This window comes from Methylobacterium sp. Leaf399 (assembly GCF_001424525.1).
In the GTDB taxonomy this organism is placed as follows: Bacteria; Pseudomonadota; Alphaproteobacteria; order Rhizobiales; family Beijerinckiaceae; genus Methylobacterium.
On sequence record NZ_LMQK01000001.1, the window covers coordinates 812,538 to 837,032 of the forward strand.

Here is a 24,495-nt window from a genome sequence, read left to right on the forward strand (position 1 = left end):
CGTGCGATGATGCATTGCAATATGCACGATCGTGCAACGCAGCATCACACCGCGTCGGTGGCGCTACGGTAGTCGGACCAGACCGGGGTTCCGCCCAGGGTGGCGCAGAAGGCGGCGTGCGCCTCCCGTTCGGCGGGGGTGATGCGGCTGCGGGCACGGCGCGGCGCGGCGGCGCCGACCTCGTCGCCCGGGGCGAGGCCGGGGTCCTGCGAGGCGGTGAGCGCGGTCAGCCCGAGGGTGGTCTGCTTGCCGCCGAGCAGCTCCATGTAGACTTCGGCGAGGATCTGCGCGTCGAGGAGCGCCCCGTGCTTGGTGCGCCGGGCGGTGTCGATGCCGTAGCGGACGCACAGAGCATCAAGGTTGTTGGCCGCGCCGGGGTGCTTGCGCCGCGCCAGCTGCAGGGTGTCGACCACCGACTCAAGGACGATCGGCGGCGGGGCGGCGGCGGCCAGCCGTGCGAACTCGGCATTGAGGAAGCCCACGTCGAAGGGGGCGTTGTGGATGACGAGGGGGGAATCGCCGCAGAACGCGACGAGGTCCGCGACGATGTCGGCGAACAGCGGCTTGTCGGCCAGAAAGGCGTCCGAGAGGCCGTGGACGGCGAACGCCCCCTGCGAGACCGGCCGCTGCGGGTTGCAGTAGCGGTGGAAATTCACCCCGGTCTGGATGTGGTTGACGAGTTCGACGCAGCCGATCTCGATCAGCCGGTCGCCGCCCTTGGCATCGGTGCCGGTGGTTTCGGTGTCGAGGACGATCTCGCGCAGCATGGTGTCTTGTCCGCAGCCGTGGTGGCACGCAACACTAGGGCCGATGCGTTAACCCACTGCGCGCGCGGGCAGGTGAGACGGTGCGGGGATGGCGTGCCCGAGTTCGCGCGCCATGTCGATCCAGGCTTCGATCGCATCCCGCACGTTGACGAGCGCTTCCTCGGGCGTCTCGCCATCCGACATGCAACCCGGGAGGTCGGGGACGGTCGCGGCGAAGCCACCACCATCGTCGGCGGTGAGCGGTGTGATCACGATCGGATAGGCGAGGTCATTCATGACGCGGCTCTGACGATGTCGATGAACCGTACGAGGTCGCGGATATAGGGTGCCTTGATGGGGCGCTTCGCCGGTACGGTCAACTTTTCGCTCTGTGAGGGATGACCGACCCGGTAGTGCGAGCCGCCGCCTCGCGGTGGCCGACACACGATCCCGAACTCGGCACACACCGCTTCGACGTCGGTGATTGCCCAACCCGCCTTCGGATTCGACCTCATCGCTTCCAAGCGTTTGGACATGCCGAACCACTCCATAAAACCCGGAGCGATCCATAACCGATTCTACTTAACTTTTTCCCATTCTGGACACTATGTGATTCAGGTTACGTTTTGGTTAAGATACACTGGACTTCTCCTCTCATAACCCTCCGACAGTCGTCCACGGACCTCCATCGCTTGCCGTCAAACGGTCGATGATAGCCGCCACCTCGGCCTCGGCATGAGGGAAGCCGAGACCGGTATCGATGACGAAATCCGCCCGGGCGCGCTTGTCCGCGTCGGTCATCTGCCTCGCCAGAATCGCGGCGAAGGTCGCCTCGTCCATGCCGGGACGCGCCAGGACGCGCGCGCGCTGCACCTCCGGATCGGCGGTGACGACGAGGACGGCGTCGCAGCGGCGCTCGGCACCGCTCTCGTAGAGGAGGGGGATGTCGAGGACGACGAGGGGCGCGTCGGCGTGGCGGGCCAGGAAGGCCCGGCTCTCGGCCTGGACGAGGGGATGGACGATCGCTTCCAGAGCGGCCATGCGGGCGGGATCGCCGAGCACCGCCGCGCGCAGGGCCTTGCGGTCGACGGCGCCGTCCGCGCCGACCGCATCCGGTGCGATCGCGGCGATGGCCGGCCCGGCCCCTCCTCCCGGCCCGTAGAGGGCATGGACGGCCGCGTCGGAATCGTGAACGGGCACGCCGCGCTTGGCGAACATCGCCGCCGTCGCCGACTTGCCCATGCCGATCGACCCGGTGAGGCCGAGGACCGTCTGCGCGCGCCCGGTCATGACGGGGCGAGGTCGGCCAGGATGCGCTCGCGCAGGGCCGGCGTCACCGAAGGGGTGGGGCCGAACCAGCGGGCGAACCCCGGCACCGCCTGGTGCAGCAGCATGCCGAGCCCGTCGACGGCATCGAGCCCGCGGGCGCGGGCGGCGGCCAGCAGCGGCGTCTCGAGGGGGGCGTAGACGATGTCGGCCACCGCCGCCTCCGGGCCCAACGCCGCCACGTCGAGGACGAGGGGCGGATGGCCGGCCATGCCGAGCGAGGTCGTGTTGACGAGGAGCCCGGCGGGCGCGAGCGCGGCGGGGAGTTCGTCCCAGGCGATGGCGCGGACGCGGGCGGGGTCGAGGGCGACGAGGCCGAGCGCCCGGTCGGGCGTGCGGTTGGCCACCGATACCCGGGCGATGCCGCGTTCGAGGAGACCGACCACGATGGCCCGCGCCGCTCCCCCCGCCCCGAGCACGACGGCCGAGCCGTCGCCGCGGCTCGGCCAGTCGCGGCCCAGGCTCTGGTCGAGGTGGGCGATGAAGCCCGGTGCGTCGGTGTTGTCGCCGGTGAGCCGGCCGTCCTCGGAAAAGAACAGGGTGTTGACCGCGCCGATGCGGGCGGCCCGCGGGGTCAGGACGTCGACGAGGGCGAAGGCGGCCTCCTTGTGGGGGATGGTGACGTTGCCGCCGGCCAGCCCCTGCTCGCGCAGGTCGCGCAGGAAGGCGGGAAACGCCGAGGGCGCCACGTCGATCCGCTCGTAGCGCCCGTCGATCCCGAACGCGGCGAGCCAATGGCCGTGGATCAGCGGCGAACGCGAATGGGCGATGGGGTGGCCGACGACGAAGGCGCGGATCATGGGCGGCAGCCTTGCGCGAGGGGGCAGGCGGGGCCGCCGGGATCCTCGATCTGGAGCGTGGTGTGGGCGATGCCGAAGCGGTGGCGCAGGGCCTCGGCCGTCTCGACCAGGAAGCCGTTGCCGGGGTGTCCGGCCGCCATTACCAGATGGGCGGTCAGCGCCGTCTCGGTGGTGCTCACCGGCCAGACGTGGAGGTCGTGCAGGGTGCTCACCCCCGGCCGCGCGGTGAGGAAGGCGGCGATGGCCGCGGGGTCGAGGTTCTGCGGCACCGCCGAGAGCGCCATGACGGTGCTGTCGCGCAGGAGGCCCCAGGAACTCCACACGATCAGGGCGGCGATGACGAGGCTCACCAGCGGGTCGACCCAGTCGAACCCGGTGACCAGGATGACGAGGCCGGCGACCACGACGCCGGCCGAGACGGCGGTGTCGGCGAGCATGTGGAGGTAGGCGCCGCGGATGTTGATGTCGCCCTTGCGCCCGGAGGCGAACAGCCAGGCGGTGACGCCGTTGACGAGGATGCCGACGCCGGCCACCGCCATCACGGTGCCGCCGGCCACGGGGGTGGGATCGACGAGGCGCGAGGCCGCCTCCCAGATGATCATCCCGGTGGCGAGCAGGAGGAAGACCGCGTTGAACAGCGCCGCCAGGATCGACGACCCGCGCAGCCCGTAGGTGAAGCGGGCGCTCGCCGGCCGCGTCACCAGTCGCGAGGCGACCCAGGCGACGACGAGGGCGAGCACGTCGGAGAGGTTGTGCCCGGCATCGGCCACCAGCGACATCGACTGGCTGGCGACGCCGTAGCCGGCCTCCACCACCACGAACACCGTGTTGAGGACGATGCCGATGGCGAAGGCCCGCCCGAACGAGGCCGGAGCGTGATGATGGCCGTGATGATCATGGCCTTGATGACCGTGGTGATGGTCGTGCGCGTGATCGGCCACGGAGCGCCCTTATCGTCTTGTGTGGAGGGTTCGATACCCTGACCGCTCTGTGGGATCGAGAGGTGCGCATTCCCTCTCCCCGCGTGCCGGGAAAGGCGAACCCGCGATCCGCCCTGACGAGCCATGAGGACCGTCGACTGCGGTCCGTCCACGCGCCCGTGTCAGAACGCCAGGCATCCCCGCTCCCGCAACCGCTTCAACAACGGCAGCAGCGGCAACCCCAGGATCGTGCTGTGGTCGCCCTCGATCCTCTCGAACAGGTGGATGCCCAGGCCCTCGAGCTGGTAGCCGCCGACGCTGGCGGTCACCCGCGCGAGCCCGGCCAGCGCGACGTAGCGCGCGATCTGCTCCGCATCGAGGCGGCGCAGGGTCAGCCGCGCCTCCTCGACGAAGCCGTCCACCACCTCGCCCCCTTCGGCGATGGCCACGGCCGCGTGCAGGCTGTGGGTCCGGCCCGAGAGCATCGCGATCTGTTCGCGGGCCTGGGCGAGGTCGGCCGGCTTGTGCAGGAGCGCGCCGTCGCAAGACAGGACCTGGTCGGCGCCGACCACGAGGCGGCCGGGAAACCGCTGCGCGACCGCGCGGGCCTTGGCCTGGGCGAGCACCAGGGCGAGGGCGGCCGGGCCGTCGTGACCGGCGGCCTCCAGTCCCCGCTCGTCGACATCGGCCGCGCAGGCCTCGACGGTGAGCCCGGCGCCTTCCAGCAGCAGGCGCCGGGTCGGGCTGGCGGAGGCCAGGAGCAGCGGGTCGGACCGGGTCCAGAGGCTGGTCATGGAATGGCCTGCCGTCGCTCAGCTGGCGATGAACTTGAGGCGGTGTTCGCGGTGCAGGTCGAGGATGGCGGCGGCCGTCTCCTCGATCGAGCGGCGGGTGACGTCGATGGTCGGCCAGCGGTGCTTGGCGCACAGCCGGCGGCAGGCGGCGACCTCGTCGGCGACCGCGCTGCGGTCGACGTAGAGCGAGGAATCGTCGGCCTTGAGGCTGAGGAGCCGGTTCTGGCGGATGTGCACGATGCGCTCGGGGCTGGCGAGCAGGCCGACCATCAGGGGCTTGCGGGCGGTCTCAAGGGATTCGGGCACCGGCATGTTGGGCACCAGGGGGAAGTTCGCGGTCTTGAGGCCGCGGTTGGCCAGATAGATCGCGGTGGGCGTCTTCGAGGTGCGGCTCACCCCGATCAGGATGACGTCGGCCTCGTCGAGGTCGAGGGGCAGGTTGCCGTCGTCGTGCGCCAGGGTGAAGTTCATGGCGTCGATGCGCTTGAAATACTCGGCGTTCAGCATGTGCTGGGCGCCCGGCCGGGCCGTCGTCTCGGCCCCGAGGTAGGACTGCAGCAGGGCGTGCACCGGCTGCAGCACCGACAGGCAGGGCGAGCCGGTCTCGCGGCAGGCCGCCTCCAGGCGCTGGGTGAGGTCGTGGCCGACGAGGGTGTAGAGCACGAGGCCGGGTGCGGCCTCGATCTCCGAGATCACCCGCTCCAGCTGCGGCCCCGAGCGGACGAGCGGATAGACGTGCTCGATGGCCGAGATGCCCTCGTATTGCGCGGCCGCCGCCCGGCCGACGTTGATGAGGGTCTCGCCGGTGGAATCCGACACGAGATGGAGATGGAAGTAGCTTCGGCTCATCGGGCGCAGAGGTCCTTCGGCGCGATCGGGACGGCGGCCGGTCGGGGCGTCATCCACCGCGTCGCGCGGGAGGAGTCGACGAGTGTGGATAAGCCGGCTCAACGGGACCGTCCAGGGATCTCGCCTGCACGATCGTCGACTCCTGGATCAACAGCGTGTCGCAACCGACTCGTGCCGGGACCGGTTTTGGGAGAATCCGGGACGGCGTACGGTCGTCGGGGAGGGTCGAGGCGGCAAGCGCCTGACTCTGCTGATCGAATGCTCAGATTGCTCACGATCCGTTAAAGCCCGGTTAACGCCGTCGCCCCAGGGATCGCCTGTGGATGGATTTCCGCTCCCGTCATCCAGTCTCCAACTGAAAAAACAGAGTCCTCAAGAGTCTTTCTTTCTCTCTTTAAGGGGGCCCTGTGTGGAACGATCCGAGGCGATTCCACGATCGGGGCGGCGCCGGCGTTTTCGCTCTGGCCAAGACCCCGATCGGTGATGCTACACACGACACCGACGCCGACACCCCGTTTCGAGGAGACCCGATGAGCCAGCTTCGCCGAGAGGACCGCGCGGTCCTGCGTGTCCTGTCCGGAGAAGCCGTGTTTCCGCCTCCGGCCTGGGTGATGCGACAGGCCGGGCGCTACCTGCCGGAGTACCGCGAGGTTCGTGCCAGGGCCGGGTCGTTCCTCGACCTCTGCTACACCCCCGACTACGCGGTGGAAGTGACCCTGCAGCCGATCCGCCGGTTCGGCTTCGAGGCCTCGATCCTGTTCTCCGACATCCTCGTAATCCCCGACGCGCTGGGCCAGAGGGTGCGGTTCGTGGAGGGCGAAGGCCCGCGCCTCGATCCGCTGGAGGGCCGGGCCGAATTCGACCGCCTGCGCCAGGCCGACGACCCGGCGATCTTCACCCACCTCGCGCCGGTGTTCGAGGCGGTGCGGCGGCTGCGGGCCGAACTGCCCTTCGAGACCACCCTGCTCGGGTTCTGCGGCGCGCCCTGGACGGTGGCGAGCTACATGATCGGCGGGCGCGGCACGCCGGATCTCGCCCCTTCGCGCGACCTCGCCCGCCGCGAGCCCGAACTGGTGAAGGCGCTGATCGACCGCCTGGTCGACGTGCAGATCGAATACCTCGTGCGCCAGTTCGAGGCCGGCGTCGACGCCGTGCAGATCTTCGAGTCGCACGCCGGCACGCTGCCGGAGACGCAGGGCGACGCCCTCAAGCAATGGTCGTTCGATCCCATCGCCCGGATGGTCGCCGGCGTGCGCGCCCGGGTGCCGGGCGCCAGGATCATCGTGTTCGCCCGCGGCTCGGGCCTCGAGGGCCACGCCCGCGTGGTGCCCGAGACCGGCGCCGATGCGGTGGGCGTCGACTGGTCGGTGGATCTCGCCGAATTGCGTGCCCGCATCCCCGACACCACGGTCACGCAGGGCAACGTCCACCCCGACGTGCTGATCGAGGGCGGCGAGGCGCTGGACGCGGCCGTCGACGCGGTGCGTGAGGCGGTGAAGGGCAGGCCCCACATCTTCAACCTCGGCCACGGCATCACGCCGCAGACGCCGATCGCTCACGTCGAGCGGATGCTGGCGCGCCTTCGCCGATGAGCGACCTCTACCTCTGGATCAAGGCCGGCCACGTCGTCGCGATGATCGCCTGGATGGCGGCGCTGCTCTACCTGCCGCGCCTGTTCGTCTACCACGCCTCGCTGCCGCCCGGTCCCGGGTCGGCGGGGCAGTCCGAGACGTTCAAGGTGATGGAGCGCCGGCTCCTCAAGGCGATCATGACGCCGGCCATGATCGCCACCTGGGCCTTCGGCCTGGTCCTGGTCTGGCAGAGCGGCTATTGGGCCGAGGGCTGGATGCAGGCCAAACTCGCCCTGGTGCTGGCGATGAGCGGCATCCACGGCTGGCTCGCCCGCATGGTCAAGGACTTCGCCGCCGACCGGAACCGGCGCGGCCACAAGTTCTACCGCGTCATCAACGAGGTGCCGACGCTCCTGATGATCGTCGTGGTGGTGCTGGTGATCGTGAAGCCCGGTCTCTGGTGAGCGGGCGGATTTTTGCCTGACGGCCCGTCCCTCGCGGGAAAGCGCATCGCCGCAGCACGGACGACGGCGGTATCGCTCCCCCGCGATCGCGGCCCTCAGCCCGGCCGTCGCAGGGACGTCACCGCGCCGTAGCTCGTCTCGCGGATGCGCGTCATCGCCGTGTCGAGGGGTTCGGCCGCCACCGCCATGTGATGGCCGTTGGCGTGAATGATGGTGGCCGGGTCGAGCATGATCCCGACGTGGCCGCGCCAGAACACGAGGTCGCCCCGCCGCAGGCCGGACGGGTCGAGGGGCAGCGCCTCGCCCAGGGCCGCCTCCTGCTGGTCGGCGTCGCGGGGAACGGACAGGCCGGCGAGCGAGCAGCACAACTGCACCAGGCCTGAGCAGTCGAGGCCCAGGCTGGTGCGGCCGCCCCACAGGTAAGGCGTCCCGATCAGCCGCTCGGCGCTCCCGGCGATGTCGGCCGCCGTCTCCTCGAGGGGGGCGCAATGGGCCGCGAACACGAAGGCGTCGTGGATGAGCCGGCCGTCCGCCGCGATGCCCCCAACGATCCGGCGATAGGCGCCCTCGCTCTCGTCGAGCGCGAGGGTGGCGCCGAGCCCGAGATGGGCCAGCACCGGCTGCTTCAGGTCCGGCGCGGGATAGACGAAGGTGCGCAGCGCCGTGACGCGGTGGGTGGGCGTGGGGTCGACCGGGCCCAGCGCCGCGCTCGGCAGGTAGCCGACGTAGCCGTCGCTGCCGAGCTGCACGAAGGAGAATCCCTCCCAATCCTCGTAGAGGGTCACCGGCTCGCCCCGCTGCGCCTCGGTATCGAGGCCCGCGTCGCGGCCGGGGCCGCGGCAGAGGGGGGCCGAGCCGGCGAGCACCCGGCGCGGCTCGCCTTCGACGTAGCGCGTCGCGGTGATCCGGCCGCGCAGGCGATGGTCGGCGAGGTCGGGGCGCGCCGGCAACAGGCGGCGGTCGGTGGTGGCGAAGCGATCGACGGTCATCGCGCGAGACTATCGGGCGGCGACCGGCCCATCGCAAGTCGACCGCCGGTGCGGCGACTCTCGCGGCATGACGACGCAGACTTCTGCCTCATCGCTCATCATCGGGGCCCAGATTGCCCTTTGGTATGGCGATGGGCCCGGAGCCGTGGTCGAAATCCGGTCATCGGGGCGAAAAACCCGCTCGAGCCTCGCTCGCCGCGCGGGGCGGGCCGCGTTTGGTGCAATGCACAAAGCGGACGGTCTGGCGTATATCCTCATGGGATGACGATCGCGAGCCGTGCTGTGAAGAAGATTCCGAAATCCTTCCAGGATCTGCCGCCGATCCGCGTCCGCCGCGAGCCGCCGACGATTCCCGAGGCCGTGGCCGCCGCCCGCGACCTCGCCGACGACGTCGAGCAGCAGGTGGAGATCGCCGCCGGGCTGATCGGCCTGCCCCTCGACGAGGTTCGCCCCCACGTGCTGGAGGCGGCCAAGGCGCGGCCCGAGCGGCAGCCGGAGCGCATCCTCAGCACCGGCACCCCGAACCGGCCGCCCCGCACCGTCATCGTGGAGCGGCGCACCCGCCCGCCGGTGATCGTCGAGCGCCGTGGCCGCCCCCCCATCGACGGGCGGCGGTAGCACCGCGAACCCGGGCGGCCCTCACCAGTCCAGCGTCTTGCCCGTGTAGTCGAGGTAGACGCAGCCGGTCTGGCCGAGGCGTCCCTCGATCACGTCGGCCACCCCTTTGACGCTCGTCTCCACGTCGATGTCGGCGTCCGCCCCGCCCATCTCGGTGCGGACCCAGCCCGGATGGATCAACGCCACGCCGAAACCCTCGTCGCGGTGGCGGATTTCGAAGCTGCGCGCCAGGGTGTTCAGGGCCGCCTTGCTGGCGCGGTAGTTTTCCCAGCCGCCGCTGTCGTTGAGGCCGACGCTGCCGAGCACCGAGCTCATGACGGCGACAAGCCCGCCCGGCGCCAGCCGGTCGCGGAACGCTTCGGCGAAGCGGATCGGGCTGACGGCATTGGTGAGATAGACGGCGGCCGCGACCTCGCGCGGCACCAGGTGCAGCGGGTCGTGCGCCTGGGTCGCCACACCCGCCACCACGAACACCAGGTCGAAGCGGCGCCCACCGAGGCGGTCGTGCAGCGCGGCCACCGCCGCGTCGTCGTCGATGTCGGCCGTCTCGAGGTCGAGCGCGTCGGACGCGATCGCGGCGAGACCGGGCGAGGGCGACCGCTGCGTGGCGGTGACCGACCAGCCGCGTGCCAGGAAGGTCTCGACGAGGCCGAGGCCGAGGCCACGCGAGGCTCCGACGATGAGGGCGTTGCGCTGTGCCATGGGGAGGATCCTCGCTGTCGCTCAGGGTGCGGTGACGGGTGTCTGCGCCCCGTGAAGTCGGGCGGCCGCCGCCTTCGGGCAACGCCGAGGAGGTGCGCTGGCACACCGGTCTTTTTCGCGCGTCGGGGTCCGTCCCGACCGGGTCGTCGTTTGATATTGGCTCGCCGCCCGCTGAGGATGGAAGCAGACCTTCTCAAACTCAGGATGAGTAAGTAAGCTCATCTATGCCATGGCGCCATTATCCAATCATCTCGTGTCTAACTGCCCTTTTGCTGGGGCCTGGACAAGCGCAGTCCGAAGGCATTGGGGAGTGGGCGACGCAAGCAAGTCGGGACATTGCCCAGCAAATCCGGCTGCCTTCCGTTTACAGGCGACCAACCGGCCCACCGACGACGATCGTTCAGTTCGTGGTGAACCGCGCAGGTAACGTCAGCGACATCGTGGTAGTGAAAGGCAGTGGTTCGGCGGATCTGGACGATGCAGTCATTCGTGCTGTCCGATCCGCGAGACCGCTGCCGTTGCCTCCTCTGCCGCCCAACACATCGACATTGAAAGCAACACTGCCGATTACATTCCGATGAAATCATGCCGATGAAATTATGCTTTGAACGGCTCGCACTCCTGCGTGGCCGCTAAGGGCCGACAGCCAACGCTTGAGCGGCGCCAGATTTCAAACCGAGACGCTGGCCCCCGACCGGGCTCGCAGCGTGGCGATGGCCTCGGCCAGCGCGTCGACCTGCGCCTCGGTATGGGCCGCCGAGAGCGCCACCCGCAGCCGCGCGGTGCCCGCCGGGACGGTCGGCGGGCGGATCGCCACCACCAGGAAGCCGCGCTCTTCCAGGGCCGCCGAGAGCGCCAGGGCCGATGCCGCCTCTCCGACGTGGATCGGCACGATCGGGCTTTGCGCCTCCGGCAGCCCGAGGGCGGCGGTGAGGCGGCGGGCGAGGGTCAACGGCAGGGCGGCCCGTTCGGGCTCGGCCTCGAGGATGGCCAGTGCGGCCAGCGCCGCCGCCGCCGAGGCCGGCGGCAGGCCGGTGGTGTAGACGAAGCTGGCCGCCCGGCTCGTGAGCAGGTCGACGACGGCGCGGGACGCGCACAGATAGCCGCCGTAGGACCCGAGCGCCTTCGACAGGGTGCCCATTTCCAGCGGTGCGCGCGCATCGGGGCCGATCACCCCGAGGCCGTGGGCATCGTCCACCACCGTCCAGGCGTCGTGGCGCTCCGCCACCGACAGGATGTCGGCGACCGGACCGCGGTCGCCGTCCATGCTGAACACCCGCTCGGTGAGGATCAGGGCGTGGCGATGCCGGGCGCGATGGCGCTCCAGGGCCGCGGCGAGATCGGCCGTGTCGTTGTGAGCGAAACGGACCACCTGCGCACCCGAGAGCCGGGCCCCGGCCCAGAGGCAGGAGTGTGCGAGGGCATCGACGAGGACGAGGTCGCGCGGCCCGGCGAGCCCGGTGACGATGCCGAGGTTGGCCAGGTAGCCGCTGCCGAACACCAGGGCGGCCTGCGTGCCCTTGTGGGCGGCCAGCCGCTCCTCGAGGGCAGGCAGTAGCGGGTGGCTGCCGGTGACGAGGCGCGAGGCCCCCGCCCCGGCCCCGTAGCGGGCGGTCGCGGCTTGCGCCGCCGCGATCACCCGCGGGTCGTCGGAGAGCCCGAGGTAGTCGTTGCAAGAGAACGAGACCAGGGCGCGGCCCCCGCGCTCGGCCATGGCAGCGGCCCCGCGCGCGGTCGGGACGAGGCGCCGGCGCAGGGCGGTCTCCTCCAGGCGGGCGAGCTGCGCACCCGCAAAGGCGTCGAGGCTGGAGATGGACCCGTGCATGCGCCCGTGGAAGCGATGCGGACACCCGGATGTCAAGGGAATGCAGGACGTGTGGTCGGCAGGACCGCGATCCTGCCGACCGTCGATGTGCGGCGCGCGGAGGTCGTGCGCCGCACGATCTCAGCCCTTCTTCTTGTAGGCCTGGATGGCGGTCTGGCAGCCCGGGGACAGCTTGGACATGTTCTTTTCGAAGCAGGCCTGTGTCTCGGGACCGTCCTCGGGCGGCAGACCGGCGCAGAACTGCGTGAAGTCGCCGGCGCACTGCTGTTGCAGCACGGCCTTGTCCTCGGCCGACATGGGAGCGGCCAACGCGGCACCCCCGGCCATCGCGGCCAGAACGACGCCCAGCCCAAAACGTACCAGCATGATGTGCTCCCAAGACGCCCGGCCTGTCCGGGCTGACGAGAACGTCAGGGACGCCGGAACCGTTGCACGCGCCTTTCGCCTTGCGCCGGGGGCGTGGCCGTGCCGGTCCGGAACGGAATCGCCGGGCTCGGTGTTGCTGGCTCCGCATTCTTGGGGGACTCGATGAGACCATATCTCCTCGCGCTGGTCGGGCTGTTGCTCGTGGCCGGCTCGCAGGCCGTTTCGGCACAGGTCGCCGCCGAGGAGACGCCCGCGACGTCGGAGGTGGACGAGCCGCGCCCGGGCCCACCGCCGCCGCTGCCGGATCTCGCCGACCCGAACGCCCGCGCCGGCCAGGCCCTGAACGAGCCCGACGAACGCTCCGGCATCCCGAAGGTGTTGCGCGGCTCGGCATCCAAGGCGGGCGGCCCCGCCAACGACCTCAACCCGGGAGGCGACACCGAGGCGCCGGCCCCGCCGCGCGGCGACCTCGGCAGGGTCCTGGCCGGCAAGGAATTGTTCCACGGGAACTACTGCGGGACGGGTCAGCGCGGCGAGGGATTGCCGCCCACCGACGCCCTCGACGAGGCCTGCATGCGCCACGACACCTGCTACGACACCAGCGGATACAGGTCCTGCGCCTGCGATGCGGCCCTCAAGCGCGAGGCGAGCGCCGTCTCCGACAGCCCGCGAGCCTCCCTGGAGGTCCGGCGCCGTGCCCTCAGCGTGATCGAGGCGGCCGCCGCCATGGCGTGCCGCACGCCCTGATGCCGGCAACTCTACCGGGCCGGCAACCCTACCGGGCCGGCTTGGTGATCCGGTAGAGCGTGAAGCGCGAGCCCGCCGCCAGCGGCATCAGGAGCCGCGGCAGCGGATTCGGGACCACCGGGCCGACGAGGTAGAGATAGGTGAAATCGGCGGGCCAGTTCCGGACGAAGGCGGGCTGGTCGAGGGCGGGGCCGCCGTTGGCGATGGCGGCCAGCACCGCGATGGGCGCGGGGCCGCCGTAGGGCACGGCGAGGCGCCGATAGGGCTCGCGCACCGTGATCGGCTGCTTGCCCGCGGCCGTGAACAGCGTCGGCACGAAGGCCTGCGCATAGGCCACCGCCAGGGTCGGCGCGTTGTAGATCGGGTATTCGCTCAAGCTTGAGAGCGGTGGGTCGGCCCCCTCCCCGCTGTGGCCGACGAGGACGCGCGCACCCCGGTCGATCTGCCCGAACGAGGCGACCAGCGCCGCGTATTCGGTGCGGTAGCCCTGCGCCACCACCAGCGCGGTGGCGAGGTTGACCAGGATGACGCAGAGGACGGCGCCCGTGGCGATCCGGGCGAAGCGTTCGCTCGGCGGCGTGAACGCGAGGAAGCCCGGCACGATCAGGGCGGCGGCGACCACCACCCGCAGGTCGACGAAGGCGGTGTCGAACAGCGTCGTCGGCAGGGCGACGAACAGCAGCGCCAGCCCGGCCGTGAGCCACAGGCCCGATTGCAGGACGCGCACCGCCCGGTGCTTGGCGAGGAGATAGCCGAGCACCGCCAGCACCGTGGTGCCGGCGAGCGAGAGCCCCATGTGGTAGCCGTTGAGGGTGACGACGAAGGCGCGCAGCTTCCAGGCGGCGTTCCAGACCGTGCCCTGCGACCCGACCTGGCCGCCGAAGGCCAGCATCAGCCCGAGAAGGACGACGGCCGGGGCGGCGAGGCCCGCGAACCGGAGACCCGTCTCGCGCAGGGGCGGGCGCCGGGTCGCCGCCCGCCAGGCTTCGTGCAGGCCGAGCGTGACGCCGTAGAGCCCGAGCGCGAACAGATGCGCGCCAAACAGCACCGCCACGACGAGGGCGTGGAGGACGAGCCGCAGCGGCCAGGGCCGGTCCTGCAGCACGAGCCAGCCCGCGATGCCCCACAGGGCGATCCCGAGCCCGAACTGGAAGTTCACGAAGCCCCAGGCGAAGGGGACGCTGGTGAGCATCATGACGGCGAAGAACCCGCTCGCCTCGAACCGGCGCTTGACCGCGCCTTCGACGGCGCAGGCGCCGGTGACGGTGAGGATCTGGCTCAGCAGCAGGAACAGCCGGGTCGCCGCCTCCACGCTCATTGACCGGGCCAGCTGCGGCACCGCGAGGTCCATGGCGAGGTTGGGCGAGAACGCCCAGGTCACCGCATAGGCCGGGTTGGCGGCCGGGGTGCCGTCGGTCACGAGGACCACCATGCGGGCGAGGTGGTTGGGATAGTCGACCATCGCCGGGATCGTCGTCGTCAGGACCGGCAGGAGCGCCAGGACGAACAGCACCGCGAAGGTCGCCACGCGCAACCGCGTCGGGGGGACGAAAAAAGGTGGGTCGTTGACCATCGGGGCGGAGCGCGTCTCTACCGGTGCATCGGGTGTTTCACGGGAAACAGGTGAGGCTGTACTCGTCCCGGGAGAGCGTCACGCCCTGGCGGCGGCCTTCCCGGTCGCGAGACGGCCGGTACGGTCAGGCTGAGGCCGCGCGCTTAAGATCCGGTTCTTCGGGTTTCGGCGGCTGCGGGCATTTGACGGCCCGGCGGCCGGGTGGTTGTCAAAGACCCTCGGCGACGCGGCGTCGCCCAACGGGGTCCACCGGCCGATGCTCCACATCCTCGTCCCCTCGGCGCTCGCGGTACTGGCGGGTGCCAGCATCGTCGTGCAGCAGGCCTTGAACACCAACCTGCGCACCGCCCTGACCTCGGCGGCGTGGTCGGGCGTCGTGAGCTATCTCGTCGGGCTCGGATGCATGGCGCTCCTGGCCGTCGCGCTGCGTGATCCGGTTCCGTCGGCGAGCGTGGCGGCGCGCATCCCGTGGTGGGCCTGGAGCGGGGGGCTGTTCGGCGCGATCTTCGTCGGCCTCGGCATCCAGCTCGTGCCGGTGCTCGGGGCCGCGACCTTCATGGCGCTACTGGTCGCCGGCCAGATGTTCGCCGCCATGGCCGTCGACCACGTCGGCCTGCTCGGCGTGCCGCAACGGCCGGTGGACCTCTCCCGCCTCCTCGGCGGGGCGCTGCTCATCGGCGGCGTCGTGCTGATCCGCCGGTAGACGACGTCCGCTTCACAATCCCGGCGGCATCCGCAGGTGCCAGTCGGTGGCCGCCTGCAGCGCCTGGCCGATGCGCAGGGCCATGGCCTCGTCGTAGGGCTTGCACACGATCTGGAGCGAGAGCGGCAGCCCGGCCGGGGTGGCGCCGTTGGGCAGCGCCAGGGCGCAGAGTTCGAGGAGGTTGCCGAAGCGGGTGAAGCGCGAGGGCATCCTGTCCTGGTCGAGGCCGTCGAGCGGCACCGCCGGCTCCTCCGTGGTCGGGGTCAGCACGGCGTCGAGGTCGGCCATCGCGGTCGCCATCTGGCGCTTCATGGCGGCCTGGGTCTGGCGGGCGAGGAGGTAGTCGTGGGCCGAGATGCCGGCCCCGCCGAGGATGCGCTTGCGCACCGCCGGGTCGAGGGGGCTGTCGGGGTCCTCGGCGAGCCGCCCGTTCACGAAATGCGCCTCCGCCAGATGGATGGTGGAGGCGCTCATCAGGTCGGCGAGGCGGAAGGGGAGCGCGACCTCGACGATCTCGGCGCCGAGATCGGCGAGGGTGTCGAGGGAGCGGTCGTAGGCCGCCAGCATCTCGGCCGTGACGCCGATGCGCTCCGAGGCCGGCATCCGGCCCAGCCGCAGGCCGCGCACGCCCCGGTGCAGGCTCGCCATCGGATCGGCCGGCAGGATGCCGCGGGTGTTGGGATCGCGCGGGTCCGGCCCCTGCAGCACGTCGTAGAGCAGGGCGACATCGGCGACGCTGCGGGCCATCGGCCCCGGCGTGTCGAGGGTGGCGCTGAGTGGCACGATCCCGGCCGCGCTGATGCGCCCGGTGGTGACCTTGAGCCCGGTCAGCCCGCAGAACGAGGCCGGCATCCGGATCGAGCCGCCGGTGTCGGTGCCGATCGCCCAGGGTGCCATGCGCGCGGCCACCGCCACGGCCGAGCCGCTGCTCGATCCGCCCGGCGTGCGCGCCCGCGTCAGGTCCCACGGGTTCCAGGGCGTGCCCATGCGGGCGTTGGTGCCCCAGCCGCCGAAGGCGAACTCGACGGTGTGGGTCTTGCCCAGCACGATCATGCCCTGGCCGATCATCCGGCGCACGATGGTGGCCGTCGACGTGGCGCGCCGGTCGGGGAAGGCGAGCGAGCCGCCGGTGGTGATGCGCCCCTCGACGTCGACGAGGTCTTTCAGCGCCACCGGCACGCCGTGCAGCGGCCCGACCGCATGGCCCGAACGGATCGCCCGGTCGGCCCCTTCCGCGGCCAGCCGCGCATCGGCCCCATAGACCTCGACGAAGGCCCTCAGGCGCGGATCGAGCCGAGCGATGCGACCGAGCATCGCCTCGACCGCCTCCACCGGGGAGAGTTTTTTCGACGCGATGCGGTCGGCCAGGACGTGGGCCGGCAACAGGCTCGGATCGGTGACGGTCTCGCTCATGAGCGGTGTTCCTACTGGACGCTGACGCGGGTGAGGTCCACGAACCAGGATTGCGGCGAGACGAAGCCTTTCACCTTGGGCGACATCGCCCGCGGGTTGAGGTCGTGGACCACGAACAGCCAGGGCGGATCGTCGACGAGGCGCTCGTGGGCGGCCCGCGTCGCGGTGGCGATCTCGGCGGGGTCGGCGGATTCCGACAGGGTCTTGAGGGCGGCGTCGAAGGCCGCGTCGGCCCAATGCTCGAAGTTGAAGCCCTTGGGGGGGATGTTGGCGGACGAGAAGTAGCGCGCCATCACCGAGGGGTCCGACGAGGGCGAGCTGACGTTGAGCGCCATGGCGCCCTGGAGCGAGGGCGCATCGGGGCTCGACCGCAGCGACGAGAACAGCACCTGCCATTCCGAGACGATGAAGCTCACCGCGACGCCGCAGGCTTGGCTGAGGTTCTCCTGCAAAAATTCGTTCATCGGCAGGGGCTGCATCTGCCCCGAACCGGAGGTGGAGATCATCACCTTGAAGGCGAGAGGTTTGCCCACGCCGTAGCCGGCGGCGGCCAGCAGCGCCCTGCCCTTGTCCGGGTCGAAGCGGTAGCGGTTGGCGGGCGCGCCGAAGTTCGGGTCGCTCGCCTTGAGCCAGCCCACCGCGGGCTCGGCGGTGCCGCCGAGGAAGTTCGTCATGCCCTCGCGGTCGATGCAGTAGTTGAGGGCCTGGCGCACCCGCACGTCCTTCAGCGGGCTGGCGGCCGCGCCGATGTTGTAGAACCACGGCCATACGTGCGGGTAGGAGCCGGTGGTGATGGTGAAGCCGGCCTGTTTGAGCGAGGCGATGCCGTCGGGCGCCGGGGCCTCGATCCAATCGACCTGGCCGGCGCGCAGGGCCGCGATGCGGGCGTTGGCCTCGGGGATCGGCGAGAGCCGGATCGTGTCGACCTTGGCCACCCGCTCCCTGTCCCAATAGCCGTCGTTGCGGGCAAGCACGACCGATTCGCGCGGCGCCACCCGCGTGATCCGGAACGGCCCGGTGCCGGCTGCCGGCAGCATCGCCACCTTGGCCCAGTCCCGGCCCGCTTTCTCGTAGGAGGCCGGCGAGGTGAACAGCACGTAGGCGGTCATGAACGGGAAGTAGGAGGCCACCACCGAAGAGGTGATCGAGACGGTGTGGTCGTCGATCCGGGCGTAGCTCTCCAGGAGCGAGGCGCGGGCGCGGGTGATGCCGGCGCCCTGCAGTTCGTACTGCGGGCTGTCGGCCTTGAAGAAGCGGTCGAGGTTCCAGATCACCGCATCGGCGTCGAACGGCGTGCCGTCGTGGAAGGTGACGCCCCGGCGCAGGTGGAAGATCCAGGTCTTCTTGTCGGTGGCCGATTGCTCCCAGCGTTCGGCGAGGCCCGGCCTGAGGCCGGCCGGCCCGTCGGTGCGGGTCAGATCCCACAGCACCAGGCTCTCGAACACCGGATAGCCGAGGAAGCGCATCCCCTCGAAGCCGTTGTTGGGCATGCCGGTGGTGGTGGGGATGTCGGCCGCCGTCATGGCGATGCGCAAGACGCCCTCCCCCCACGCCGGCCCGGCCGCCATCAGGGCGCTTGCCGCCACAGCGGCGGCGAGCCGGCGCGGGAGACGGGACCGCGGGCTGGCGTCGTGGCGGCGGGACGCGCGCGGCAGCCGGGATAGCGTCATCGGGCATGGTCTCCATGGGCCGGGTCGAAGGCCACCGAACGCCGGGTCGCGCGCGGGCTCAGACACGCATCGGGGTGCCCGCGGCAGAATGCAAACGCGGTGCCGTGTATGCACGGCGAGGGTGGTGGCAAGGGTCGCGACAGGGGTCGCCGGGGCTCCTGCCAAGCTCGTTCTCAAGCTTCCTCAAGGACTTGAGCTTGGCCGGAACGACGAGGCCCGCCTTAAGGTAGAATGAATGCATTCTTCAGAACGCATTAAACGCCACCTCACTAGCGCAGGCTCAAGAGAACGGTCGCTCCCGATTTTCGCCTTGGCGCCCGCCTTCGGGCGGGCCCGGGGCTCCGACCGTCGAGGACCCGAGAGCCATGATACAGGATCAGGCCGCGCCATCGGCCGCCGATGCCCCGGACGGGGCACCCCCTACCGCCACCGATGCCCCGAACGGGGCACCCCCTACCGCCACGGTGATCCGGTTGGTGCCCAAGGGCGCACGGCCGGCGCGGGACCAGGGACCGATCGACGCCGAGGCCCGGCATCGGATCGGGCGCAACCTCAAGCTCCTCTATGCCGACGTCCTGACCCAGCCGTTGCCGGATCGCTTCGAGACCCTGCTCGCCGACCTCTCCGCCTCGAGCGGCATCGTAACCCCGCGGGAGACGTCATGATGGTGGCCTCACCCCAGCCGATCGGCACCCCGAGCGGCGCCGATGCCGAGATGCGCGACATGCTGATCGGCTCGATCCCGGCCTTGAGGGCGTTCGCCTACACCCTCACCTACGACCTCGACCGCAGCGACGACCTCGTGCAGGACACGCTCGTGCGGGCCTGGACCAAGGCGGACAGCTTCCAGCGCGGCACCAACCTCACCGCCTGGCTGTTCACCATCCTGCGCAACCTGTTCTATTCCGAGCAGCGCAAGCGCAAGCGCGAGGTCGAGGATGCCGACGGCGTCCATGCCGCGCGCCTCACGAGCCTGCCCGAGCAGGAGGTCCGCCTCGAACTGCGCGAGTTCCACAGCGCGCTGGACGCCCTGCCCCTGAGCCAGCGCGAGGCGCTGGTGCTGGTGGGCGCCCAGAGCTTCACCTACGAGGAGGCCGCCGCGATCTGCGGGGTGGCGGTGGGCACCGTCAAGAGCCGGGTCAGCCGCGCCCGCGGCCGCCTGATCCAGGATCTCGGCATGGCCGGCAGCGACGACATCGGCGCCGACGGCGTCACCCGCGCGGCAATGGGATGATGCGCATCGGGTCAGGACCCTCCGCGACCGCCCCCTCGCGGGCGAGAAGCGCGCGCTTGCGGTCGATGCCCCAGCGGTAGCCCGACAGGGTGCCGTCGCCGCGCACGACCCGGTGGCAGGGGATCGCCACGGCGATGGCGTTGGCGCCGCAGGCCGTGCCCACCGCGCGCGAGGCGCCCGGCTGCCCGATGGCAGCGGAGATCTCGGCATAGGTGGCCGTCCGGCCCGCCGGGATCCGGCGCAGGGCCGCCCATACCCGCTGCTGGAAGGCGGTGCCGCCGATGTCGAGCGGCAGGTCCGCCCCGAGGGCGGGGGCCTCCACGAGGCCGACCACCCGCGCCACCAGGGTCTCGAACGCCGGGTCGCCCCCGACGAGGTCGGCCCGGCCGAACCGGTCCTGGAGATCGCGCAGGAGCACGTCGGGGTCGTCGCCGAGGAGGACGGCGCAGACCCCCGCCTCGGTGGCCGCCACCAGGATCGCCCCGAGGCTGCAGGCGCCGAGCGCGAAGCGGATGCGCGTGCCGGCCCCGCCGCCGCGGTAGCGCGAGGGCGCCATGCCCAGCCGCCCCTTCGCCTCGGCATAGAAGGCACTGGCCGCGCCGTAGCCGGCGGCATGGACCGCCTGCGTGATCGTGCCGGCACCGGGCAACGCCCCCGCGACCCGCCGGGCCCGCACCGCGGCGCCGTAGGCGCGCGGCGTCACGCCGGTGGCGGCCTTGAACACCCGGTGGAAGTGGAAGCGGCTCATGCCGGCGTCCCGCGCCAGGGCGTCGAGGTCGGGCGGTTCCTCGGCGGCCTCGATCCGCCGGCAGGCCCGCGTCACCGCGACGGCATGGCGCTCGGTGAGGCTCTCGCCGTCCGGCCGGCAGCGCAGGCAGGGGCGAAACCCCGCCGCACGCGCCTCGGCCGCATCCGCATGGAAGCTGACGCGGTCGCGGCGCGGCCGCCGGGCGGGACAGCTCGGGCGGCAGAAGACGCCGGTGCTGCGAACCCCGTAGACGAACGTCCCGTCGGCGGCGGCGTCGCGCGCCAGGAGCGCCTGCCAGCGTGCCGTATCCTGCGCCCCCGTATCCTGTCCTATCGTATCCTGCGCCCCCGTCATCGCCCGCCCTCCCGGCGTGCCGGTCGGGCACCCCGCGACGATCCTATGGGGCAGGCCGCGGGCGGGCGCATCCCGATCCTTGCGGTCGAACCGCCCGCGAAAGGCCCGGTCAAGCCGAGAGCCGGGCGTGGGCGTCCTCGATCTCCCGCCCGGGCTCGCGTGCCTGGACGGGGAAGATCGCGTGGAACCGCATCGGTAGCATCTCGAGGAGCAGGGGCACCTCGCCGGCCGGTCGCGCCGGGCTGAACAGGAACCCCTGGATGTCGTCGCACCGGCGGGCCTGCAGCATGATCGCCTGCTCGACGCTCTCGACGCCCTCCGCCGTGACCCTGATCGACAGCTTGCGCGCCAGCGTCAGGATCGCCTCGATGATCGCCAGGCACTCGTGGCGGGTGTTCATGTCCTTGATGAACGAGCGGTCGATCTTGATCTTGTCGACGGGGAACCGGATCAGGTAGCTCAGGCTCGAATAGCCGGTGCCGAAGTCGTCGAGGGCGATGCGGACTCCCAGCGCCCGCAGTTCGCGCAGGTTCGAGGCGATCGCCGCGTTCATCTCGAAGAAGATCGATTCGGTGATCTCCAGTTCGAGCCGGCGCGGGTCGAGGCCGCTGGCCGAGAGGGCGTCGACCACGTCCTGCAGAAGGTCCGAATGGCGGAAGTGGGACGGTGAGATGTTCACCGCGATCCGGGTGGCCGCCGGCCAGCGGACGGCCTCGGCGCAGGCCCGGCCCAGCACCCAGCGCCCGATGGCCGAGATCAGGCCGCAGGCCTCGGCCACCGGCACGAAGTCGGCCGGGGAGATGACGCCGCGGGCCGGCGTGCTCCAGCGCAGGAGCGCCTCGAAGGAATCGACGCGGCCGGTGCGCAGGTTCACCAGGGGCTGGTAGTGGAGGTCGAGTTCGCCCTGGGCGATGGCGGCCTTGAGGTCGGTCTCGAGGTCCCGGCGGGTGCGCATCGCCCGCTCCAGGGTCGGCTCGAACATCGAGACCCGGCCCTTTCCGCTCGACTTGGCGTGGTAGAGGGCGAGGTCGGCCTTGCCCATCAGGCTCTCGGGCTCCACCGCATCGCGCGGTGTCATGCCGATGCCGACGCTGGCGCCGATCTCGACCTGGATCCCGTCGATGACATAGGGCGCGCTGACGATGGCGATCAGCCGTTCGGCCAGGCCCACGGCCGCGTCGTCGGTGATCCGCCGGTGGAGGATGGCGAACTCGTCGCCGCCCAGGCGCGCCACGAGCTCGCCGGTGTCCACGGCGGTGCGCAGGCGGCGCGCCACCTGCTGCAGCAGGCGGTCTCCGATGTTGTGGCCGAAGGTGTCGTTGACGATCTTGAAGCCGTCGAGGTCCATGTAAAGCAGGGCGCAGGGCTCGTTCACCCGCCCGGCCCGCTCGCATTCGGCCCCCGCCTGCAGCCCGAACAGGGCGCGGTTGGCGAGGCAGGTGAGGGAATCGTAGCTGGCGAGATAGGCGATCCGGTCCTCCGAACGCCGGGTCGCCGTGATGTCGGAGCCGACCCCGCGGACCCCCACGAAGCTGCCGTCGCGGTCGTAGGTGGGTTTTCCGCTCAGGCGCCACCAGCGCGGCCCGTCGGGCCCGGGGATCTCGACGACATGGTCGCGGAAGGCGGTGGCGCTGCGGGTCAGCGCGATGAGTTCGCGGCCGCCGTCGCCCAGGGGCGCGTCCGGCCGGCCCGAGCGCAGCAGCCGGTCGAACGGCGCGTGCAGGAGGTCGGCCATGGCGATGCCCGAGACCTCGGCCATGCGCTCGGAGACGTGCTGCAGGGTCCCGGCCGCGTCCGTCTCCCACAGCCAGTCGCTGGTGTTGGCCTCGAACTCGTGGAGCAGCAGCCCGATCGTCTCGTTCTGGTGGAAGACGCGCACCCGGTCGAGGATGCGCTCGGTGGAGAGCCGGGTCATGCGCCGCACGCTGGCGAGGACGAAGGCGGCGTAGATCGCCAGGAGCACCGCCAGGAGGAACGAGGCCTGCTCGCCGGTCAGGACCAGGGCCAGGAAGCTTCCGACCACCAGGGGCACGCAGAAGCAGATCGCCAGGTGGGGAATGCCGTTGAGCACGAAGGCGGTGGCGATGAGCCCGGCGGTGATCGCCACCACGAGCATGCGGTGGTCGACCCCCGAGGGGCCGAACAGCACGAACGGCATCGTGCTCCAGGCGAGGCCGAGGCCCAGGATGAGGATGCGCACCGCCTTCGTCCGCACGCCGAGGCCGGGCAGCCAGGCCTGCCTGTGGCGGCCGACCCAGCCGATCGCCGGCAGCAGCCCGGAGAAGATCGTCACCGCCGCGACCAGGCTGACGAGGTAGCGGTGCGAGGCCACGTCCCAGAAGAAGGTCATCACCGCCACGGCGACGACGACGTGGGTGATGGCAAGGTGCGAGGCGAGATCGATGGTCTCGGCCAACTGCCCGGCCATCGTCTCCTCGCGGTAGCGCGCCGGAACCGCCTCCGCCGCGTCGGGCAGGCGCGGCAGCGGGATCGGAAGGAGCGTGCCGGTCATGGGGCGAGCCGCCGTGGGACCACCCGCAGCGGCATCCCGCCGTGGGGCCGCAGGGTGACCTTGAACCGGGCCTGCGGCCGGGGCTCGGCCGCCGCCTCGAACCGGAAGTGCGGCAGGAGGCCGGCCAGGATCACGCTGCATTCGGCCAGCGCGAAGCCCATGCCGATGCACACCCGCGGTCCGGCCCCGAACGGGAGGTAGCCGTAGCGGTCGCGCTGGACGCCCGGCGCGAACCGGTCCGGATCGAAGGCCTCGGGGTCGCCCCAGAGCGCGCGGTGGCGGTGGATCGCATAGACCGGGATGTGGACCGAGGCCCCGGCCGGGATGGTGGCGCCCCCGAGGCGGATCTCCTGCGCGGCCTGGCGCACCACCATGGGGGCGGGCGGATAGAGGCGCATCGCCTCCATGACGACCTGACGGGCGTAGGGGAGGTCGTCGAGGGAGGCCGCCGGTCCGGCCGCCGCGATCTCGGCGCGCAGGCGTCCCTCGATCCGCGGGTGTTCGGCGAGCAGGCGAAAGATCCAGGCCATCGCCAGGGCCGTGGTCTCGTGCCCGGCGGCGATGAAGGTGAGGAGGTTGTCGGTCAGCGCCTGGTCGGACATGCCGGCGGCGCCGTGGTGCCCGGGACCGGTCCTGCCGTGACCGCTCTCGGTCTCGATCTTGCCCATACCCGCGGTGCGATGCGGGCAGCCCGTCGCCGCCTCGGGGTCGCGGGCCTGCATCATCAGGCCGAGGAGGTCGTCGCCCGGCTCGGCGCTGGCCCGGCGCCGGGCCACGACGTCGGCGATGCCGGCGCGCAAGGTCGCGGCCGCCCGGGCGGCCTTGCCCGCGCCGGGATGCGGCATCCAGGCGGGCGCGCCCAGCATCGACAGGCCGATGCGCCAGCCGACGCTGTCGAGGTAGGTGGTCAGCGACGTCCCGAAGGCCGCCACGTCGAGACTCGGCTCCTTGGGCAGCATGGTGCTGCCGATGATGTCGAAGGTGGTGCGCATCATCTCGTCGAGGACGTCGCGGGTGCCGGCACCCTGCGCGTCCCACCGCTCGGCCGTACGCGCCACGGCCTCCCGCATCGACGGCACCAGGGCGGCGATGGCATCGGGCCGGAACACCGGCGCCACCGTCCGGCGCTGGTCGCGCCAGCGAGCGCCGTCGGAGGTCAGGATGCCGCGGCCCAGCATCGGCGACAGGGCCGCGATCATGAAGTCCTCGCGCACCAGCGCCTCGGCCCGATCGACCATCAGGGTCCTGATCAGGGCGGGATCGCAGACGAAGAACGTCCGGCGGCCGAACCGGGCGACCTCGACGAGGCCGTCCTCGTAGACCTCGGCGGGCCAGGATTCGATCATGTTGCGTACGATCCGGCGCAGCAGCACCGGAGAAGCCAGCGCCGCCGTCAGCGCGGACCAAGCGGTCGGGGACGACCAGCGGGTCGGTCCGTCCTCCGAAAAGCCTGGCGTACTGGCGATCTGCATCGGTCATCCTGGGTCGTTACCGACGGACGCTAGAGATGCTGTGTTGACGGACCGTGAACTCTGGATCGTATCGCTCCGAGACCTTGGTGCGGGCCCTTC

At 71.2% G+C, this 24,495-nt stretch carries 25 protein-coding genes; 8 read left to right on the forward strand and 17 right to left on the reverse strand.

The genetic code is table 11. From position 1 onward, the window contains the following. Positions 1-44: 44 nt before the first annotated feature. The 7 genes from dnaQ to ASG40_RS03705 all read right to left on the reverse strand — a co-directional run bounded on the left by dnaQ (position 45) and on the right by ASG40_RS03705 (position 5,435). Entirely contained in the window at positions 45-767 is a 723-nt protein-coding gene (dnaQ, locus tag ASG40_RS03675; protein WP_055880572.1) for a DNA polymerase III subunit epsilon, read from the reverse strand. A 48-nt stretch (positions 768-815) separates the two neighbouring features. Then, on the reverse strand, positions 816-1,043 hold the full coding sequence (locus ASG40_RS03680) for a type II toxin-antitoxin system HicB family antitoxin (protein WP_055880576.1): 228 nt from the start codon (positions 1,041-1,043) through the stop codon (positions 816-818). Positions 1,044-1,400: 357 nt separating this feature from the next. Then, positions 1,401-2,036, reverse strand: a complete 636-nt coding sequence (coaE, locus tag ASG40_RS03685) for a dephospho-CoA kinase (RefSeq protein WP_055880580.1) — start codon at positions 2,034-2,036, stop codon at positions 1,401-1,403. Then, the gene (locus ASG40_RS03690; RefSeq protein WP_055880585.1) at positions 2,033-2,872 is read right to left on the reverse strand and encodes a shikimate dehydrogenase; all 840 of its coding nucleotides are present in this window, start codon (positions 2,870-2,872) and stop codon (positions 2,033-2,035) included. The genes coaE and ASG40_RS03690 overlap by 4 nt, the downstream gene beginning before the upstream one ends. Then, positions 2,869-3,813: a cation diffusion facilitator family transporter gene (locus tag ASG40_RS03695; RefSeq protein ID WP_055880588.1), complete on the reverse strand. Its 945-nt coding sequence runs from the start codon at positions 3,811-3,813 to the stop codon at positions 2,869-2,871. The genes ASG40_RS03690 and ASG40_RS03695 overlap by 4 nt, the downstream gene beginning before the upstream one ends. Positions 3,814-3,974: 161 nt before the next feature. Further along, a complete protein-coding gene (locus ASG40_RS03700; protein WP_055880592.1) occupies positions 3,975-4,586 on the reverse strand; it encodes a Maf family protein in 612 nt (203 codons plus the stop codon). Between the two features lie 18 nt (positions 4,587-4,604). Beyond that, positions 4,605-5,435 carry a pyruvate, water dikinase regulatory protein gene (locus ASG40_RS03705; RefSeq protein ID WP_055880596.1) on the reverse strand — a complete coding sequence of 277 codons (831 nt, stop codon included), beginning with the start codon at positions 5,433-5,435 and terminating at the stop codon, positions 4,605-4,607. 530 nt (positions 5,436-5,965) lie between these two features. Here ASG40_RS03705 and hemE point away from each other — a divergent pair. Both hemE and hemJ read left to right on the forward strand, forming a co-directional pair. Continuing rightward, on the forward strand, positions 5,966-7,027 hold the full coding sequence (hemE, locus tag ASG40_RS03710; RefSeq protein WP_055880599.1) for a uroporphyrinogen decarboxylase: 1,062 nt from the start codon (positions 5,966-5,968) through the stop codon (positions 7,025-7,027). Next, positions 7,024-7,470, forward strand: coding sequence for a protoporphyrinogen oxidase HemJ (hemJ, locus tag ASG40_RS03715; RefSeq protein ID WP_055880602.1), 447 nt, complete (start codon positions 7,024-7,026; stop codon positions 7,468-7,470). The genes hemE and hemJ overlap by 4 nt, the downstream gene beginning before the upstream one ends. Before the next feature lie 95 nt (positions 7,471-7,565). Here hemJ and ASG40_RS03720 read toward each other — a convergent pair whose 3' ends face one another. After that, positions 7,566-8,459 (reverse strand): C40 family peptidase, encoded by an 894-nt coding sequence (locus ASG40_RS03720; protein ID WP_055880604.1) that lies wholly within the window; start codon positions 8,457-8,459, stop codon positions 7,566-7,568. Between the two features lie 282 nt (positions 8,460-8,741). Between ASG40_RS03720 and ASG40_RS03725 the strand changes: the two genes are divergently transcribed. After that, positions 8,742-9,077, forward strand: coding sequence for a hypothetical protein (locus tag ASG40_RS03725; protein WP_443136577.1), 336 nt, complete (start codon positions 8,742-8,744; stop codon positions 9,075-9,077). Positions 9,078-9,098: 21 nt separating this feature from the next. Here the strand turns inward: ASG40_RS03725 and ASG40_RS03730 are convergent, their stop codons facing one another. Beyond that, positions 9,099-9,779 (reverse strand): SDR family NAD(P)-dependent oxidoreductase, encoded by a 681-nt coding sequence (locus ASG40_RS03730; protein ID WP_055880614.1) that lies wholly within the window; start codon positions 9,777-9,779, stop codon positions 9,099-9,101. A gap of 224 nt (positions 9,780-10,003) precedes the next feature. Here ASG40_RS03730 and ASG40_RS22480 point away from each other — a divergent pair, with 224 nt between their 5' ends. Next, on the forward strand, positions 10,004-10,360 hold the full coding sequence (locus tag ASG40_RS22480; protein ID WP_082523867.1) for a TonB family protein: 357 nt from the start codon (positions 10,004-10,006) through the stop codon (positions 10,358-10,360). A gap of 89 nt (positions 10,361-10,449) precedes the next feature. Here ASG40_RS22480 and ASG40_RS03735 read toward each other — a convergent pair whose 3' ends face one another. Together ASG40_RS03735 and ASG40_RS03740 are read right to left on the reverse strand one after the other, a co-directional pair. Continuing rightward, positions 10,450-11,604 (reverse strand): aminotransferase class I/II-fold pyridoxal phosphate-dependent enzyme, encoded by a 1,155-nt coding sequence (locus ASG40_RS03735; protein WP_055880617.1) that lies wholly within the window; start codon positions 11,602-11,604, stop codon positions 10,450-10,452. A 120-nt stretch (positions 11,605-11,724) separates the two neighbouring features. Next, on the reverse strand, positions 11,725-11,970 hold the full coding sequence (locus ASG40_RS03740; RefSeq protein ID WP_055880621.1) for a hypothetical protein: 246 nt from the start codon (positions 11,968-11,970) through the stop codon (positions 11,725-11,727). Positions 11,971-12,132: 162 nt separating this feature from the next. Here ASG40_RS03740 and ASG40_RS03745 point away from each other — a divergent pair, with 162 nt between their 5' ends. After that, positions 12,133-12,717: a phospholipase A2 family protein gene (locus ASG40_RS03745; protein ID WP_055880625.1), complete on the forward strand. Its 585-nt coding sequence runs from the start codon at positions 12,133-12,135 to the stop codon at positions 12,715-12,717. Positions 12,718-12,745: 28 nt separating this feature from the next. On the opposite strand, the gene ASG40_RS03750 is transcribed toward ASG40_RS03745, so the two are convergent. Next, positions 12,746-14,245, reverse strand: coding sequence for a hypothetical protein (locus ASG40_RS03750; RefSeq protein WP_244480512.1), 1,500 nt, complete (start codon positions 14,243-14,245; stop codon positions 12,746-12,748). 301 nt (positions 14,246-14,546) lie between these two features. Between ASG40_RS03750 and ASG40_RS03755 the strand changes: the two genes are divergently transcribed. Further along, positions 14,547-14,993, forward strand: a complete 447-nt coding sequence (locus ASG40_RS03755) for a DMT family transporter (RefSeq protein ID WP_055880631.1) — start codon at positions 14,547-14,549, stop codon at positions 14,991-14,993. A 12-nt stretch (positions 14,994-15,005) separates the two neighbouring features. Here the strand turns inward: ASG40_RS03755 and ASG40_RS03760 are convergent, their stop codons facing one another. Further along, positions 15,006-16,406, reverse strand: a complete 1,401-nt coding sequence (locus ASG40_RS03760; protein ID WP_055880635.1) for an amidase — start codon at positions 16,404-16,406, stop codon at positions 15,006-15,008. 11 nt (positions 16,407-16,417) lie between these two features. After that, entirely contained in the window at positions 16,418-18,076 is a 1,659-nt protein-coding gene (locus ASG40_RS03765; protein ID WP_082523868.1) for an ABC transporter substrate-binding protein, read from the reverse strand. Positions 18,077-18,441: 365 nt separating this feature from the next. Here ASG40_RS03765 and ASG40_RS03770 point away from each other — a divergent pair, with 365 nt between their 5' ends. Next, entirely contained in the window at positions 18,442-18,741 is a 300-nt protein-coding gene (locus tag ASG40_RS03770) for a NepR family anti-sigma factor (RefSeq protein ID WP_082523869.1), read from the forward strand. Beyond that, positions 18,741-19,310 (forward strand): sigma-70 family RNA polymerase sigma factor, encoded by a 570-nt coding sequence (locus ASG40_RS03775; protein ID WP_055881292.1) that lies wholly within the window; start codon positions 18,741-18,743, stop codon positions 19,308-19,310. The genes ASG40_RS03770 and ASG40_RS03775 overlap by 1 nt, the downstream gene beginning before the upstream one ends. Here ASG40_RS03775 and ada read toward each other — a convergent pair. From ada to ASG40_RS03790, 3 genes are all read right to left on the reverse strand, one after another. Then, positions 19,288-20,412 (reverse strand): bifunctional DNA-binding transcriptional regulator/O6-methylguanine-DNA methyltransferase Ada, encoded by a 1,125-nt coding sequence (ada, locus tag ASG40_RS03780; protein ID WP_055880641.1) that lies wholly within the window; start codon positions 20,410-20,412, stop codon positions 19,288-19,290. The two genes, ASG40_RS03775 and ada, sit on opposite strands and share 23 nt — an antisense overlap. Before the next feature lie 109 nt (positions 20,413-20,521). Further along, on the reverse strand, positions 20,522-22,924 hold the full coding sequence (locus ASG40_RS03785) for a putative bifunctional diguanylate cyclase/phosphodiesterase (protein ID WP_055880644.1): 2,403 nt from the start codon (positions 22,922-22,924) through the stop codon (positions 20,522-20,524). After that, positions 22,921-24,396, reverse strand: a complete 1,476-nt coding sequence (locus ASG40_RS03790; protein ID WP_082523870.1) for a cytochrome P450 — start codon at positions 24,394-24,396, stop codon at positions 22,921-22,923. Before ASG40_RS03790 ends, ASG40_RS03785 begins: the two co-directional genes overlap by 4 nt. Positions 24,397-24,495 lie beyond the last annotated feature (99 nt).